Raw genomic sequence first — 17,101 nt, 5'->3', positions numbered from 1 at the left:
TTATCATCCTTAAAATGAATTTCGATTTTTAATCAGTAAATAAATAAAGAATGGTGCGCCGATACCAGATGTAAAGACACCTACCGGAATATCTAACGGTTGGAAGGCAATACGTGCTATCCAGTCTGCAAGTACGACTAATATAGCACCGATGCCAGCTGTCATAACGAATAGGAGTGACGTATGATGACGTATAATTCTTCTTGAAATATGCGGTGTCAGTAAGCCAATAAAACCTATTCCTCCAGCCACTGAAACCGATAATCCACAAAGCAATGCACTAAAGAACAAAAGTAATATTCTAAATCGCTTCAAATTTAACCCTAATTGTTCTGCAACTGAATCACCGTAACTGTATAACTCAAACTTCCGCTTCGACCACATAATCAGTAAAAATAAGACAATAAACGACACTAGAATCGATATTGTTTGCAACCAATTGACGCCATATAAGCTTCCTGTCAGCCATAAATATGCGCGTTCAGATGAAAATGAAGCCGACGTCACGAGAATATACATAACAAGTGCATTCGCAAGTGATGATAAACCAATGCCGATTAACACGATTCGATTAGCTGTAATCGACGGATGCAGTGAAAAGAGATAAATAATGAGGAACGTAATAACTGCACCAATTACTGCAAAAATAGGTGTCCACCCTACCCCTATTGACTCACTAAAGTAAGTTAAAAATAAAACTGCACTTACAGAAGCACCTCCTGTGACACCAATAACGTCCGGTGAAGAAAGCGGATTTCGAATAATCCCTTGCACAATTAAACCTGCGACAGCAAGCGATGCCCCAACAATAGCTCCCGATAAAACACGTGGCATCCTTAATTCACCAAGCGCAAATTCATTCTCAATCGGTGCTAAATTAAATGTATAATTAATCACTTCATAAAGCGGTATGATGTCACTACCAACCATCAATCCTAACAAAACGACGAACAATAAACTAACCAATACTGCGATCGTTTTATAAACATCTTTCTTTATCATAAAAAATGATAATTTCTCATTTTTCGACCGAACTATCCATCGATTTTCCACGCATACGCCCTCCTTTAAAAGCGACATAAATAAAGAACGGTGCTCCAATGAATGCTGTAATAACCCCTAAAGGAATTTCCGCAGGCGGATGAATTAAGCGCGTACTAATATCTGCGACTAACATAAAGATACTTCCTAATAAAATGGAGTAAGGCATCAACCAAGTATAGCCATTCCCGACAAGTGATTTAGCTAAATGTGGAATAATCAAACCGACGAACGCAACATTACCAATTACCGCTAGTGCACCACCCGCAAGCACAACCATTAAAACAAGTAACGTCAATTTCATTAACATCACGTTTTGCCCTAATCCTTTAGCAATGCTTTCACCAGAAGCATAAACATTCATAGACCGTCCTAAAAAACACGTCGTAATGAGAGAAATAAGTAAAAATGGCAAAACAGCTAAAATCATATCTAAAGTCCGGCCGCTAATCGTCCCTGCCATCCAAAACAAAACGTCACTCATCCCTTTTTGATTCATTAACAAAATGATTTGCGTAAATGAGACAAACATCGCATTAACGGCAATCCCAGCTAAAATAATTTTCACAGAAGTAGTCCCTGAATAACTTAAAGAACCGAGCAAATAAACGAAAATAGCCGCCACTAACGCTCCTAAAAAAGCGAAATAAACAATAATGTTTACATCTGACACTTTAAATAAAACAACAAAGACAACAATAAAAAAAATCGAACCGGAATTAATCCCTAGCACACTTGGAGAACCTAGCGGATTGCGCGTCAATAACTGACTAATGACACCAGCAACTGCCAGGGAAGCTCCAGTAACGACCGCAATTACCATCCGCGGAAAACGTTCTTTCCAAAGAATAACATGTGTTACATCTTGTGCATGAAATGACGTTACCATACTGTGAATATCAGCTAACGTATAATGCGTATTACCGAACATCAAACTCAATAGCATACAAACGAATAATAAAATCATTAATAAAAACAACCCTAGAATTTTCCACTTACCTTGCTTTATATGTTGTGCCATTTAATCACCATTCATATTTTTGACTTCTTCTAACAGTAAAGAAAACCTGCTTCAATAATGAGCAAAGATTACTCATTTCTTAGCAGGTTCACTATTTTCATAGACTTACCACTTATTTTTTCAATTTATATATTTCATATAAACTATCAAGCATTAGATTCGCTGATGTATAACCAGCACCTGCACTCCAGTACACTTCATCAACTTGGAAGATCTTCTCGTTTTTCGCAGCATTAAGCTCTTTCCAAAGCGGATGCTTTGTCCACTCTTCATAGTTTTTCTCAACTAGTTCAGAATCTTTAGAGGCATTGAAGTTAAAGATTACATCAGCGTTGAAATCAGGAATACGTTCCTTAGAAGTAATCTTTTCACCCCAATCTTCACCCTTACTTCCTGCAGGACGTTCAAGTCCCGTAAATCCTAATTCTTTCAAAATTGATCCTGCATAACTGTTGTAGTAAACACGCATATGGTCCGAACGGAAGTTTGTAATAGCCGCTTTAACCGGTAACTTGTCACCCATTTGCGATTTAAAGTCTTTTACGCGGCTATCCCACTTAGCTAACAATTCTGCTTCTTTATCTTTTTTATTTAATGCATCACCCATCAATTTCAACGTGTCTTTTCATTCATAAATTGTATCGTCCATAACAGTTGGAGCAATTTTTGATAATTGCGGATAAATTTTCTCATGACGATATTTAGAAGCAATAATTAAATCTGGCTTCAATTTAGAAATCTCTTCTAAGTTAGGCTGCAACTCTTGCCCAATAATTTTTGCACCTTCTAAATCTGATCTTAAATATTCATAAATCGGTTTTTGATCCCAAGACTCAACAATACCAACAGGCTTCACGCCAAGCGCCACAGCTGTATCATTCGCACCTTGATATAAAGTTACGATTCTTTTAGGCGTACCTTTAACCTTTGTTTCTCCCCCAGCATGCTTAACTATGCGCTCCTTCTGAGGTGAATTTGCTTCCTTCTTCTCTCCTGTTGTTTCCTTGCTGCTACAGCCTACTACAAGTAGCATCAGTGCTATAACGCATAACATAGTCGAAACTAACTTATTACGGAACATCAAAAAACACTCCTTCTCTCCTTACCACCCGATAACGATAATCATTTTCATTTATATAATACCATTATTTTTAAAAATGTATATAGTTATTTTCCAAATCTTCTATATTTTTCTGTTTTTTCTTTCTCTATCGCCGCTTCTATTAATCTTATATAGTTTAAATAGTTAAATTTATAAATTCCATCTTGATCAGCAATAACATAATCACCGGACTCAAAAACGATGTCACCTACACTTACTGCAGTATTTACTTCTCCCTCCAACTTTAAAACTCTTGTCGTTTTTGCGGAAATAGACTCATAAAATACAGGGACACAACTCGTTCTCAAATATTCAATATCAGTTACTGCCCCTCCAACTATAACACCCGATAATCCGATTTCTTCTGCTTTTCTAGCTCTAAATTCGCCCCAACAAGCATGTGTTTTATTCCCTGAAGTATCAATAACTAAAATATCTCCTTCGTTAGCTTGTTGAAGCGCAACATTTAATGGATAACCATCTCCACTAGATAATTTTACCGTTGTAACTTTCCCATAAACTTTAGTTACAGGTATCGTACATTTATAATTTGCTAGAAAACCAAAATCGGTAAAGTGACCTATCGTAGAAGTACTAATCGTTTTAAATTTCTCTATTTCATTGTTCGAATATTTTTCTATCCTATCTTTAACAGTTAACATACAGACCTCCCTCTATAAAGTGAAACTTTAATCAGTGGAGGTTTCTTCATCCCACACTGATTATTAGCCCTCACCAATCGGGCTTTTATGGGCAGTTTATCCCCCACCTAACTTCTTTGCTTTTGGCAGAACTTTGAGGTGGGGGTTTTACTGCCCGTTATTGCGGGATAAATAATAATGTAGCAAGGGCTTAATCCTCTATCGCAGCGCCATTAAGCCTTATAATAGCAATATCCTTATTTATTAAAATAAAACGGATTGTGTCCAATACCTTTTCCAGATGGCATTGCTCCTGGTACACCATCAGATTCTAGTAATGGACGAATGATTAATTTCACTGGCCACTCTTTATTTTCAAATAGCTCATAATGCAGCACTTCTCTATCTTCTTTAGGAATATCAATTGTTTGCAGCGATTCTCTTAATTTCATTTCTGTAATCTGCCAGAATATTTTTTCTGGAATACAATACATTTCCGATAATGATTCCATTATTGCAGCCAAATTCACTTGTGTACCAAGGGATTGTATATAGTAAATTAATTTTTCAATCGTTTCATTGTATAAGCTATTTGAATAACCAGGTCTTATATGGTAACCAGGGTCTTGAATTTGATGTTTATCTAAATATGGTTGATGCAGACGCACTGAATCATGATCTCTAAATAACAATCCAACTATTTTGTTATCCTTCAGTACAACACAACAATTTTGACCGTGTATTTCTGGCACAATCCCAACTTTAAATAATCTCAGCGTAATATCATAAAACATAGCGGCTAAATCTGTATAAAAGTTAATGACATCTTCATTAGATAAACTCTCTCCTAATATTTCAGTTAAAAAATGATGCTCTTGCAGCGCAACACCCAAGGAAGACATAGGTATAATTTTATAATCTTTTTTCATAATTTCTTGTGGATAAATTCTAACTTGAGCAGCCAAATGACGAGGATGATCATCAAAAAGTCCCATAGATTGAGGCATATATCCCCACCAATTTTTTTCTTCACATAAGAATACTCTATCCGCAAGCGTCTCATCACAAGCTACTGCTTGGCGAAACATTTGCTCTCCGACTATCCCGTTTAATAATTTAACGACTGGCAAATATCTAGCAGCACCTAAAGATTTAACACTAATTGGTAACTTTAACATTTTCGTTGATTCATAAGGTGACGTTAATGAACGTACTGAAGATGTCGCTATGAAATCGCCTACTTTTGAATCTAAAATAATGATTACCTTATCCTCTAATTCTTTTTTGAAATTTGGTAAGATAATATTTTTAAGTTGCCACGGATGAACAGGTATGATTGTATATTTTTTTTTCGATATTTCTTTCAGTATTAACTCGTTTTCGACGATAGCTTTTTCCTCATCATTTAGCACATCGAGACTTTCAACTTCATTTTCTAGACATCCTTTTACGATAGAATCATTACATATAGCTATCCAACATAAGGTCGTTCGTTTTCCAAATTCAGCCATATACTTTTGATAATCTTGTGGTGTAAAACCTATTTTTGCTTTAGACAAAGGATGAAATGGACGATCGCGTAAAGATGAAATCATCTCACCTTTCACATACCAATCGTAAGGTGACTGAGGCATAATAGATTGATGATCTGCCGTCATCTCTAGACTAAGGTTTAATTGTTGAATAGACACTTTTAATCCATCTAAGAAATCGGCTACACCTGGATGTGCATATGCTTCCTTGGATAGCTTATGGTGTAACACAAATTGACTAAGTTCTAGGGGCGAACTTATTATCACCCAAGCATCAGCCACCTTCTAATAAATAGAGGAACCGGAAACCCATTGATAGCCCTGTCTATAACTTTTTTCTACGAGAAAGCATAATTCATCAATATAAATTAAAGCTTGTTCAGATTCGAGATAAAGATTTTGAATAACATTGGGTACGGTTGAAAGCATTTTGGTTGTATGTTCATCGATATGAAAGAATTGCTCTGCAATAAATGCATTCATTAAGTCTTTCATTATTAATTGTTCAGCAGTAACTCTTTTTGATTGAGTGATTGTTTTATTCATAATGATCCCCTTCTGTTATGTAGTAAAAATTCGGATATGGATGACCTAAAAAATCGTGATGAGAAATCGTCCAACAGTATGCCCCCGATTTCTCAAATATAATGACATCCCCAACACGTATACTTTCCACTTCGGCATCTTTATAAAGTTGGTCCTTTGGCGTGCATAACTCACCAACTATCGTTACTTTCGAATTTTTCACTTCCGGTCTTTGAAAAGGATAAGACCACCGTGCTAGTTGTACAACGAAAAACGGATGATTATGCCCCCAGGAAGCGGGTAATCTATTATGATGTGTACCGCCTCTCAATACAGCAAAGTATTGATCTACTGACGCTTTTATATCTACTACTTCAGCAACATAATAACCATAATCAGCAACGATAAATCTCCCTGGTTCAAAGAACAGTTGTGTATCACCTAAGTTTTGCAATATGTCACTTTGTGCTAACAGCGACGTAAAGAGTTCCCAATCAAATCCAGGGGTTTCATCATAAGAGACTCCAATCCCCCCTCCAGCATTAATGACTTTAATATCTAATCCATATGAATGCTTCCATTGTTCTACTTTTTGAAGATAATGTTTAATCATTTCTACATGTAACTCTGCTTTCAAGTTATTTGATAAAGAATGGAAGTGAAAACCACTTAATTGAACATGTGTATTTTCTTCCCCTCTCAAAATACATATCGCCTCTTCAATTAATTGTTCATCTATTCCAAATTGACTTGGGCGACCTCCCATTGAAATTTTAGTTTTAGGTAATGTTTTTGTTCTTAAATTAATACGTAATAAAGCTTGTATATGCTTATTACTTTCTTTCGCTAACATGATTAATTTCTTAAGTTCTAAAAGACTTTCTACATGAATATATGAGACGTTTTCTCTAATAGCCATTTCAAGCTCATAATCTTTCTTACCTGGTCCTCCAAACAAAATAGGAATACTCTTGGAAACTTCTCTTACTTTGATCAACTCACCTATCGATGCAACTTCAAACCCTTTCACTAACGGTAATAATGCCTGAATTATTCTCGTATCTGGGTTTGCCTTAATCGCATAAAATAAGTTCGTTTGCTTAGGCATTGTTTTTAACATATTTCTTACGTGTTTTTGAATGCCTTCTAAGTCATAAATATAAGCACATATTGGATCTGTACTTTGATCATGCACCTCATTTATCAATTTCTTTATATTACGATTCATAATGTCCTCCAGTTAAACTTCGATAGGCAGCCAATTTTTCCATATATGCACGGAATGCTGTACCTCTCTCATCCCCTAACACGAAAATATTCACTCCCATTTCCGTCCACTTTTTATGATGGCTATGATTTCTAGAAACAAGTGCATAAGGGACTTTACATTGCTTTGATACTTCAAATAATTTCTCTAAATTTCTTTGCACTTCTGGGTGATCCGTATCCCATGGAACAGAGAGCGACTGGGAAAGGTCCGCCGCTCCTTCTAGAACAAAACTTATATGTGGTGAAGATAAAATAGACTCACTTTCATTAATGCCTTCTAAACTCTCTATCATCGGAACTACCATAATTTCTTCATTAGCTTTAGCTATATAGTCGCTTAAAGAATATTTAGCAAAAACACCTGGTCTACCGCTATTTAGACTTCTCATGCCAATCGGATGATAATAAGCATAGTTAATTGCCTCTTCTATTTCTTCCCTACGCTTAACATGAGGTATAACAATGCCTTGAGCACCACAATCAAGCACTTTCAATATTTCATTCCGATCCACTTTAGATATTCTGACAAGTGGCGTAATATTTAATAATTCTGCAGCGCGGACCATATTTTCAATGGTTTCCATATTCGTTGATGCATGTTCATAATCAATAATGACAAAATCAAATTCCGCATAGCCAATCAACTCAACCATAATTGGATGCGGTATAGACACAAACATCCCAAAAACAGGTTGGTTTCTTTTTATCTTTTCTTTGAGCTTATTTTCTTTCATTCAAATGACTCCTTTGCCAGTAACAAAGGGTTTTTCACTTTACGGAAGTACAACTTACCATCACCATAAATACGTCGTTTCGTCATTTCCTCTATTAATGCATCTTCAGAAAATAGATTAAACATGTCAAACCGTTCTTTAAATTCTGGGTAATCATTTTGGTATGTTACTATCGTTTCTACGCATTTACGCCAAAAATCTTTTTCACTCAAACCAAATTTTTCAAATATGAAACAAATTTCTGTCATGCAGATGAAGAAAAAAGCATCATATGTATAATCTCTAACTTCTGACACATCTTCTGTTTGAATAAACGAGTATCTATTAAATTTCCGATGACTTTCTGGCTCCGGATTTAATTTTGGTGCCCAATCCGGTTGCAAAAGTTGTTCTGGTGTGTAGCGAACACCATCATGCAAATCTTTAATAATAATTCGTTTCGGGAAATTGTTTTCGACGACTAAAATAATATTTTGAGCATGAGATTCTAGCGCTATCCCATGAGCAAATAATAGATGTATAATTGGAAGCGTCACAACTTTAATAAGTGCATCGCTCCATGCCTCAATCCCGTATTGATCAATCGCTGCTTGAATAAACGGCTCTCCATTTTTTTGAATATGTGATAGGGCATTTAGTGGCCACGCTTCTTCATTATCTTCAAGATATGTCGAGACATTTTCTCTGTATATTGCGCCGAGCGTTCCATAAGCTGAACTATATTGAATTGGAGGTAACTCATCGTATCGAAAAGAAACTCCCATCACTTCTCTTAAAATATGAAATCTTTCCTTCGTTAATAGCGAGTCATTTTGAATAATTTTATTTAGCCAATCACTTATTAGTGGTGCATTTTGAGTTGTGTGATGAGCAAGAATACGACTCGTTGAAGTATTTGTTATACTTAGCGGAAATTTTATATACGGTGCATTTGCATTGTCACGATGAGATAACGAACGGATAGATTGCTGCGCTCTATAAGTACTATTTGATGTTCCTAAAATGACAATGTCTTGGTTAGTCAATTGTTGAACGAAAACAGATTGAATTTGATGCTCTAATTGCCAAGAATGCACCGGTAAGAAAATGTATTTTGTATCTTTACGACCTTTTTCTTTAATCATTTCTATAAATTTAGCTTTCTCTTCATTCGTCACATGATGATTAAATATTTCATCAAATGACATCTCTTTAGAAATATTGACATCAACTAACTGTTCATTTACCGCAACCCAGTATATAGAAATTTCTTGATTGAATTCTGGACCATAAGCAAGATTATCTGCTAAAGAGAAGCCAATTCTTGATTTATAGCTTGGATGATAAGGATGACCGTCCACCATATGACTTTCTAACGCTTCATACTGCTGATCTTGTTCTGGAATTTGGTCCAATTGAAATTGCTTAGACTGGTTATCTTTCACTAATGTTGCTAATAATTCATTAATGAACTGAGTAGTATACAAACCTTTCGAATTATTCTGAATGACTTCTTCAAGGAATACATATATATTCGTGCATGTCTTCCCTTCCCTTTTAATAGAATTTTTTTCTATTTTAATTCTACCGAAAGACCATTTTTCATCTGCTTTACATGAATAATTGACGAAATCACCTTTAGCGCTTTTTCCAGTAAAAGACCACTCTCTTTCATTTTTAGTTATTTCAATTATTTCCTCATATATTAATGCCTCCATCGTTTGGCGCATAATTCTCTCTTTTACTTCCTCAATGAATAATGACTTTTCTTTATACAAGTAACTTAGCGTTTCCATACGTTTCACTCCCTAATTTCTTCATTACGTTGTTTACTGGAATGTAAGATGGCGTCTCACTTTTTCCAATGAGACAACTCATCATATTCTTTTTAGCGTTAAATGTTTTAGTTGTTAGTAAGTGAAGTACATATTCATTTTCGTTATTTTCGTATTCTTGCGTGAGAACATGACGTACAATTCCCCAAAAATGTTCTTCTTCTACATTTAAATCTTTAGCTATTGCATGAATTAAAGAGCCTAAATGATTAACTACAAAATAGTATGAAGTACGTGCCCAGGCTTCTTCTTTTTGATAGAAAAGGGGACCCGTCGTATCAACATCATCTTCAACCTTTTCTATATCCACACTTACACCTTCTAAATCTCTAATAATAAATGCATGCGGCATACCATTCTTTATTGTTAATAAAGAATTTTGTAAATGTGCTTCAAAATGAACACCTTTTTCCTCTGCTAAGCGAACAATTGGCAACAGTGATATTTCTAAATATCGTATGAACCATTGCTCCATATTTCGACTATCAATCATCGAACATAATCGAGATTGATCTCCTTCAACTGGAACTTCAATCAAACTAGACAAAACATAAGTTGATGTTTCATCGAATTCAATTGGACGATAGACGATTGTAAATAATTTTGTTAAATCATCATTTGCAAAATGACAAGTACATACACCCACCTCATAAGAGATATTTGTATTTAATTCGTCTTGGAAACAGTTTCTCTGTAATATATAGTTAGTCGCATCCAACGTTCGACGCATTTGTTCTCTATTATTATTTCTCATCATATTTGTTATTTGGATATTTAACGATAGTTTGATGTTACAATTCATATCAGGAATAAACACCGTACGCACTGAAGATGTCGGATATGCTACCGGACCAAAACTACCAAGCGGAATCATTTTCTCTTGATCAATATAGTCCTTTACCGCTTTTATCGTTTTTACATGTTCATATTGCCAAGGGTGAATTGGTAAAATTTCATACGCATCCCTTTTGTCCTTAAGTACGTGTTGTACATGCACTTTAACACTTTCATGCAGTTCAATCCGCCTTTCTTCCTCGACCCATTCTTCATGAAAAACATCTTTTCTAACAGCCAAATAACATAACTGAAAAGAAGTACGGAGTTCAGGACAAAACTTTTTAACTTCATCTTCTGTAAATCCTAATGTATTTTTCGGAAATGGATGAAACGGATGCCCGTATAACAAAGATTGCTCCGATGATAAATAATTCCATTCATGTTGATTAGCTGCATGCTTTAAAAATAAAGCTAATTTATGATAGCTATTATCCACTTTATTTGAAAAATCGATTAATCTCTCATCAGTAATTATCGGATTATCATGTTTTAGCTCTTTAATAATCCATTGAACTAAATAAGAATAGTCAAGTTCCCTTTCTTTGTTCACATAATAATTTTCGTATTCATGCTCACCCATTTTTGAATAAAATGAAAGATTTCCTGATATGATTACGTCACTCGTTGGGAAATAAATAGAATAAGTATTCTTATTTTGATTCACTGAAAATAAATTCAATTTTTCACTACAAAACTCTCTAATATAACAATTTAATAATGTCTTACACGTATGGAAATTTGCTTGTTCTCGACTGTTAAATCGTTTATTATCTGCCATTTTCAACACCTACATTTAAGTTTCTTCTATTTAAAAATAAAGCTAATGGTAAGGTTAATAACATTAAACACCCTAACACCATGCACTCTTCTTTTAATGCCATCCATTTCGCATTTTGAGCGATTTCTCCCGATTGACTAATCATTTGCCAACGCATGTCGTAATAACCCGTCAATAACATGACTGTAAATGAAGACGCTAAACGTTTGATTGTATTAGACAATGCTGATCCTTCATGTAGATCGTCATCCGTTAATGAATTAAGCCCAACTGTCGTTACGGTCATATTCGATAATCCAATACCAACGCCTCTTACTGCCATTAAGATGACAATGACAATTAATGATGTCCCTTTCGAAACAAACGCAAATAACAATACTGAAATTGCAATTAGGCCAACACCATAAGCAATAAAATGCAATGATTTTCCCGAATCAATTAAATTTCCACCAATCCAAACAAACAAGCTTGTACAAATCGCTGTTGGAATAAACATAGCTCCCGTTAATGAAGGTGATAAATTAAACACCTCTTGTAACATCAATGGAAAAATAAAGATGATGCCAAACATGACTGAAGCCTGCACCGCAGTCATTATGACTGAAATAGCATATATTGGATTACGTAATAACCCGCAACGAATTAAAGGCTCTTTTTGTAAATTATCTTTTTGAATAAAACGAATCAAAATAACTACGCCTAAAAAAAGCAATACACATGTTATCCATCTCGGAAAAGTTGGATTTGAAAACATTTGAATCCCTAGACTTAATCCACCAATACCTAAAACCATTAATATAATACCTTGAAGGCGAATTGTTTTCTTATGTGCCGGTTGATCAAGTTTGATTTGCCTGCAACAAAAAATTAATGAAAGCAGTGCAAATGGAACATTTATCCAAAACAGATGTTTCAATTCACCAAATTGAATAATGATACCTCCAAAGGTTGGACCAATAGCTGGCGCAATAGTTAACAACATTCCCCATACACCAGTCACTTTTCCACGCACTTCTTTACTGTAAATATCAAACAACAAAACTAACGATAGCGGAATCATCAAACCCGCGGCAACGCCATGCATAAAGCGTACTAACAATATAATCTGTACATATTGATAAAATAAGCCACCCATAATAGAAAACAGACAATATAAACTAATTCCCAAAATATATGTTGTCTTTCTACCGAGACGATCGACAATACAAGCAGTCAATGGCATTGTTATCGTCATCGCTAACAGATAAAGTGTAATAATCCATCCACCAAATGTAGTGGATATATCATACATTTCAATTAAGCTTGGTAATAAAATATTAAAAGCGCTATTAGTCAAAACTAAAGAAAAAGCACTAACCAAGATGGCAAATAAAACAGAATGCTTTTTTAAATTGCCTAAATTACTCATTCGTATTAATCATTTGAATTGCTTCGACTACAGATTTCTCAAAGATACTTAAAACTTCTGTCGTTTCATTTTCTGTAATTGTCAATGGCGGTAAGAAACGCATAACTGCTGAGTGGCGTCCTCCTACTTCAATAATCAAACCATTCTTAAAACATCTCTCTTGAATCTTTAAAGCCAACTCTTCAAATTGTGGATAATGTCCTAAATTATCTTTGCGACCTTTTGGATTTACAATTTCAATTCCTATCATCAACCCTCTTCCACGAACATCACCAATCTCTTCGTATTTTTCTTGTAAATCGTTAAGATTTTTGAAAAACTGTTCGCTGCGTACTTTTACATTTTCGAGTATATGATTTTCTTTAATATATTTTAAAGTTGCTAACCCTGTAGCCATGCCTAGTTGATTGCCACGGAATGTACCGATATGTGCACCTGGATTCCATTGATCTAGTTCTTCTTTATAAATAACAACCGACATTGGCAGGCTTCCACCTATCGCTTTCGAACAAATAATGACATCTGGAATGATACCTGCATGTTCAAAAGAAAACATTTCACCAGTTCTCCCAATTCCTGTTTGAACCTCGTCTACAATTAAAGGAATTCCTCTTTCTGCAGTAATGCGTCGCATTTCTTTTAACCATTCAATATCGGCTGGAACTGATCCCCCTTCCCCTTGCACTGTTTCAAAAATCATGCCACAAGGAGACGCTATACCACTTTCACAATCATCTAATAAATTTTCTATATATTGCGCACTAATTTTAGCTGTCTTATCTTCTCCAATACCGAATGGGCATCGATATTCATAAGGAAAAGGTAAAAAATGAACATCAGGTAATAAACTTTGCAAATGTTGTTTCTTGCTTAAGTTACCACTCATTGACATCGTTGCTTGCGTCGATCCATGATAACCGCCTTGGAACGCCAAGATAGACTTGCCTTTAGTGGCATTTTTCACCAATTTAATAGCTGCCTCAACGCCATCAGCACCTGTCGGACCACAAAATTGTATTTTAGTAGAATCTCTTAACTCTTTAGGTAATATAGAAAATATTTCTTGCATAAATTCGATTTTTAAAGGGGTTGCTAAGTCTAAAGTATGTAACGGAATTTGTTGTTTTAACACATCTTCTATCGCTTGAATAACGACTTGATGATTGTGTCCTAAAGCTAGCGTACCTGCACCACATAAACAATCATAAAAAACTTTTCCTTCCACATCCGTTACCATCATACCTTTGGCTTTCTCAATAACCAACGGGAAATGACGTGGATAAGATTTTGCATTAGATTCTTTCTCATTCTGTAATTTTAAATACTTATTCTCTGTGTTTAATGTGATCATTATTGGACACTCCTTTTTAATTGATTACAAATAACACAATAAACGATAATGATTATCATTGTCAAATAAAATATTAGAATTTTCATTGATTTAAGACAAATAAATATTAACAGTTTTCTAGTTAGATGGTTTAAGATTCCTTCTGTAAACGCAGTTATATCAACATTTAATTGTTTTTTTCTACTGTACATTGATTCAATTCTTTCAAAAATACGTGATAATACAATTGTTTCAACAGATAGTTCTCTTATTCATATTTAAAGAGAACTCCATAAAATTCAAAAACTCATTCTCTAGACTATCTCCTACTGAAAATATTTATAATCTCATAAATTCGGAATTTTCAAAACAAAATTTCTCATGTTCCTTTATGATGCACAAATCAAATAATGCTACTTATAATAAAAATTATGTTAAAAAAACTCTTTTAATTTTTTAACTAATCGCCTTGAATGATATTGAAACGTTTCCTCTATTGTTCTTTTATAACTTTCGATTAAGAACACATGTAACACCCACTGAAGCATTAGTTCAACCAATTTAGCTTTTTGGACAGTTTATCCTCCACCTAATTTCTTGCGGAATTGTGAGGTGTGGAATTACGACCCACGAATAGCGGGATAAAATACAAAAAAGAGGATGTATATGGCGCATACATCCTCTTTCTCTATCTCTCTATATCTCGATAACAATTATTCAAACAATCCCATGCTTAAATAACGCTCTCCTGTATCCGGTGCAATACAAAGTACTTTCTTCCCAGCGCCTAGTCGTTTCGCAATCATGATTGCCGCATATACCGATGCCCCTGATGATGGCCCTACTAATATTCCTTCTTGTTTTGCTAGATTTCGCATCGTACTTAATGCTTCTTCATCTGCAATTTGGATGATTTCATTATAAACTTCTGTATTTAAGTTTTTCGGAATAAATCCTGGACTTGTTCCAACTAATTTATGAGGTCCTGGAACACCGCCAGATAACACAGGAGATCCTTTCGGTTCAACTACCGCAATGTACAAGTTTGGTAGTTTCTCTTTTAACGTTTCCCCTGTACCTGTAATGGTTCCACCTGTGCCAGCCGTTGCTACAAAGGCATCCAATTCTCCATCCATTTGCTCGTAAATTTCAAGCGCTGTTGTATAGCGATGAATATTTGGATTCGCTGGATTTTCAAATTGTTGCGGAATAAAACTATTTGGAATTTGTTTTTGCAGTTCAACCGCTTTTGCAATTGCCCCTGACATCCGTTCTGCCGCTGGCGTTAAGACAACCTCTGCACCGTATGCCTTTAATAAATTAATACGTTCTTTTGACATATTATCTGGCATAATCAAAATAGCTTTATATCCTTTGGCTGCTGCATTCATCGCTAAACCGATTCCTGTATTTCCACTTGTCGGTTCAATAATCGTATCTCCTGGCTGAATAAAGCCTTGCTCTTCTGCCATATGAATCAAATTATAAGCTGCACGATCTTTGACGCTGCGTGAAGGATTAAACATTTCCAATTTCACATATACATCCGCTGCATCATCTGGAACGAAGCGAGATAAGCGTACGACAGGTGTATCTCCGATTAATTCTGTAACGTTTTGACATCGTTTCATATCGCATCTCCTATTCTATATTTGTTTTCGATCGCTTGGCAGTAACCATGACGTAAGACCAATTAACGGTAAACAACTACATAATACCATAATAAAATTCAAACTATACACATCGGCCAGTTTTCCAAGTACAACAGCCCCTAATGCCCCAAGGCCAAAAGCAAGACCGACAATTAAACCTGACACCATACCAATTTTTCCAGGAACAAGCTCCTGTGCATATACAACGATTACACTAAAACTACTGGAACTAATAAATCCAATACATATAAATAGTGGTACGACCCATGTAAGAGAAACATGTGGTAATAATAAAGCAAGTGGTGCTGAACCTAGCATCGAAAATACGATAATATTTTTCTTCCCAAATCTGTCTGCTAGCGGTCCACCAAAGAACGTTCCAAACACACCAGCAATCATAAAGGCAAACACATAGTACTGTGCATTTTGAATAGATAGATCGTAGTGTTCGATTAAATAAAACTGATAGAAATTCCCGATACCTGCGCCGTACCAAGAACGAACAAATGTTAGAAAAACGAGAAGTACAACAACAAATTTAATATGTGTACTAATAATTGCATTTTCAGCTTCTAAAGCCGCACGTTTCTTTCTTCGCACTGCACCGTTTATTAATTCATTTTTATACCATTTCGAAACGAACATTAATAATACGATACCAACCACCGCAAATCCTGTAAATCCAAGCGATCCTATTTGACCAAGTGGCACAAAGATTAACGCTGTAAAAATCGGCGCAAGCGAATTCCCTGTATTTCCTCCCACTTGATAAATTGATTGAGCTAAACCACGTTTTGCACCAGCTGCCATATACGCAACACGTGCCCCTTCAGGATGAAAGACCGCTGAACCTAAACCAATAAATAAAACAGAGATAATAACAATAATAAAGTTTGGTGCAAACGCAAGTCCAATCATCCCAAGCATGCTTGAAAACATACCGAGCGGCAATAAAAATGGTGATGGCTTCTTATCTGAATACATCCCAAATACCGGCTGCATAATTGATGAAGTCATATTTAAGGCAAACGCAATCCATCCCACTTGCATATAGGATAGATTCATAGACTTTTCTAAAATTGGAAACAGTGCCGGTACAACAGCCTGCATCGAGTCATTTAAAAAATGACCAAAACTAATCGCAAATAAAATACGATAAATCGTTGGTGTAGCCATTGTATTTTGTTTAGAAACCGCCTGCATATTTCATTCTCCTCTCCACACGAAACCATTGTAAATGTAACCCTTCATCATTACACTTATTAGAATAATTTCTGACTTTTGAAACATTTACTATTCTATACTGCTTTCATTTCTTTTTCCAGCAACACAACTTCCCCACCCCTTTAAAATAACATTATATTTACATCGGTTTTATATGAATTAATCACGGAAATTTTCTTTCTATTCCTCTATA

General features: G+C 35.2%; 13 protein-coding genes and 1 pseudogene. All 14 read right to left on the bottom strand.

Annotation, left to right across the window (positions count from 1 at the left end):
• Positions 1–9 precede the first annotated feature (9 nt).
• The 14 genes and pseudogenes from QUF99_RS12420 to QUF99_RS12355 all read right to left on the bottom strand — a co-directional run bounded on the left by QUF99_RS12420 (position 10) and on the right by QUF99_RS12355 (position 16,887).
• Positions 10–1,053: a FecCD family ABC transporter permease gene (locus QUF99_RS12420; RefSeq protein WP_289370407.1), complete on the bottom strand. Its 1,044-nt coding sequence runs from the start codon at positions 1,051–1,053 to the stop codon at positions 10–12.
• Complete coding sequence (locus QUF99_RS12415) at positions 1,019–2,062, bottom strand: FecCD family ABC transporter permease (protein WP_289370405.1); 1,044 nt, start codon at positions 2,060–2,062, stop codon at positions 1,019–1,021. Before QUF99_RS12415 ends, QUF99_RS12420 begins: the two co-directional genes overlap by 35 nt.
• Positions 2,063–2,174: 112 nt before the next feature.
• Positions 2,175–3,143: pseudogene (locus QUF99_RS12410) on the bottom strand (ABC transporter substrate-binding protein).
• 86 nt (positions 3,144–3,229) lie between these two features.
• Entirely contained in the window at positions 3,230–3,826 is a 597-nt protein-coding gene (locus QUF99_RS12405; RefSeq protein WP_289370404.1) for an RraA family protein, read from the bottom strand.
• A 236-nt stretch (positions 3,827–4,062) separates the two neighbouring features.
• Positions 4,063–5,604 (bottom strand): IucA/IucC family protein, encoded by a 1,542-nt coding sequence (locus QUF99_RS12400; RefSeq protein WP_289370402.1) that lies wholly within the window; start codon positions 5,602–5,604, stop codon positions 4,063–4,065.
• An 18-nt stretch (positions 5,605–5,622) separates the two neighbouring features.
• Positions 5,623–5,883 carry a hypothetical protein gene (locus tag QUF99_RS12395; protein WP_289370400.1) on the bottom strand — a complete coding sequence of 87 codons (261 nt, stop codon included), beginning with the start codon at positions 5,881–5,883 and terminating at the stop codon, positions 5,623–5,625.
• Complete coding sequence (locus QUF99_RS12390) at positions 5,876–7,090, bottom strand: type III PLP-dependent enzyme (RefSeq protein ID WP_289370398.1); 1,215 nt, start codon at positions 7,088–7,090, stop codon at positions 5,876–5,878. The genes QUF99_RS12395 and QUF99_RS12390 overlap by 8 nt, the downstream gene beginning before the upstream one ends.
• Positions 7,080–7,865, bottom strand: coding sequence for an HpcH/HpaI aldolase family protein (locus tag QUF99_RS12385; RefSeq protein WP_289370396.1), 786 nt, complete (start codon positions 7,863–7,865; stop codon positions 7,080–7,082). Before QUF99_RS12385 ends, QUF99_RS12390 begins: the two co-directional genes overlap by 11 nt.
• Positions 7,862–9,640, bottom strand: coding sequence for an IucA/IucC family protein (locus QUF99_RS12380; protein WP_289370394.1), 1,779 nt, complete (start codon positions 9,638–9,640; stop codon positions 7,862–7,864). Before QUF99_RS12380 ends, QUF99_RS12385 begins: the two co-directional genes overlap by 4 nt.
• Positions 9,615–11,294, bottom strand: a complete 1,680-nt coding sequence (locus QUF99_RS12375) for an IucA/IucC family protein (protein WP_289370392.1) — start codon at positions 11,292–11,294, stop codon at positions 9,615–9,617. The genes QUF99_RS12380 and QUF99_RS12375 overlap by 26 nt, the downstream gene beginning before the upstream one ends.
• On the bottom strand, positions 11,284–12,702 hold the full coding sequence (locus QUF99_RS12370) for an MFS transporter (protein WP_289370391.1): 1,419 nt from the start codon (positions 12,700–12,702) through the stop codon (positions 11,284–11,286). The genes QUF99_RS12375 and QUF99_RS12370 overlap by 11 nt, the downstream gene beginning before the upstream one ends.
• Complete coding sequence (locus QUF99_RS12365; RefSeq protein WP_289370390.1) at positions 12,695–14,053, bottom strand: diaminobutyrate--2-oxoglutarate transaminase; 1,359 nt, start codon at positions 14,051–14,053, stop codon at positions 12,695–12,697. Before QUF99_RS12365 ends, QUF99_RS12370 begins: the two co-directional genes overlap by 8 nt.
• Positions 14,054–14,745: 692 nt before the next feature.
• A complete protein-coding gene (gene cysK / locus QUF99_RS12360) occupies positions 14,746–15,663 on the bottom strand; it encodes a cysteine synthase A (RefSeq protein WP_289370388.1) in 918 nt (305 codons plus the stop codon).
• Between the two features lie 15 nt (positions 15,664–15,678).
• On the bottom strand, positions 15,679–16,887 hold the full coding sequence (locus tag QUF99_RS12355; RefSeq protein WP_289370386.1) for an MFS transporter: 1,209 nt from the start codon (positions 16,885–16,887) through the stop codon (positions 15,679–15,681).
• Positions 16,888–17,101: the final 214 nt, after the last annotated feature.

The sequence above is a fragment of the Bacillus sp. DX4.1 genome (assembly GCF_030348195.1).
Taxonomy (GTDB): domain Bacteria; phylum Bacillota; class Bacilli; order Bacillales; family Bacillaceae_G; genus Bacillus_A.
The sequence above is the reverse complement of the archived record's forward strand: the minus strand, read 5'-3'. Positions and strand labels throughout refer to the sequence as shown.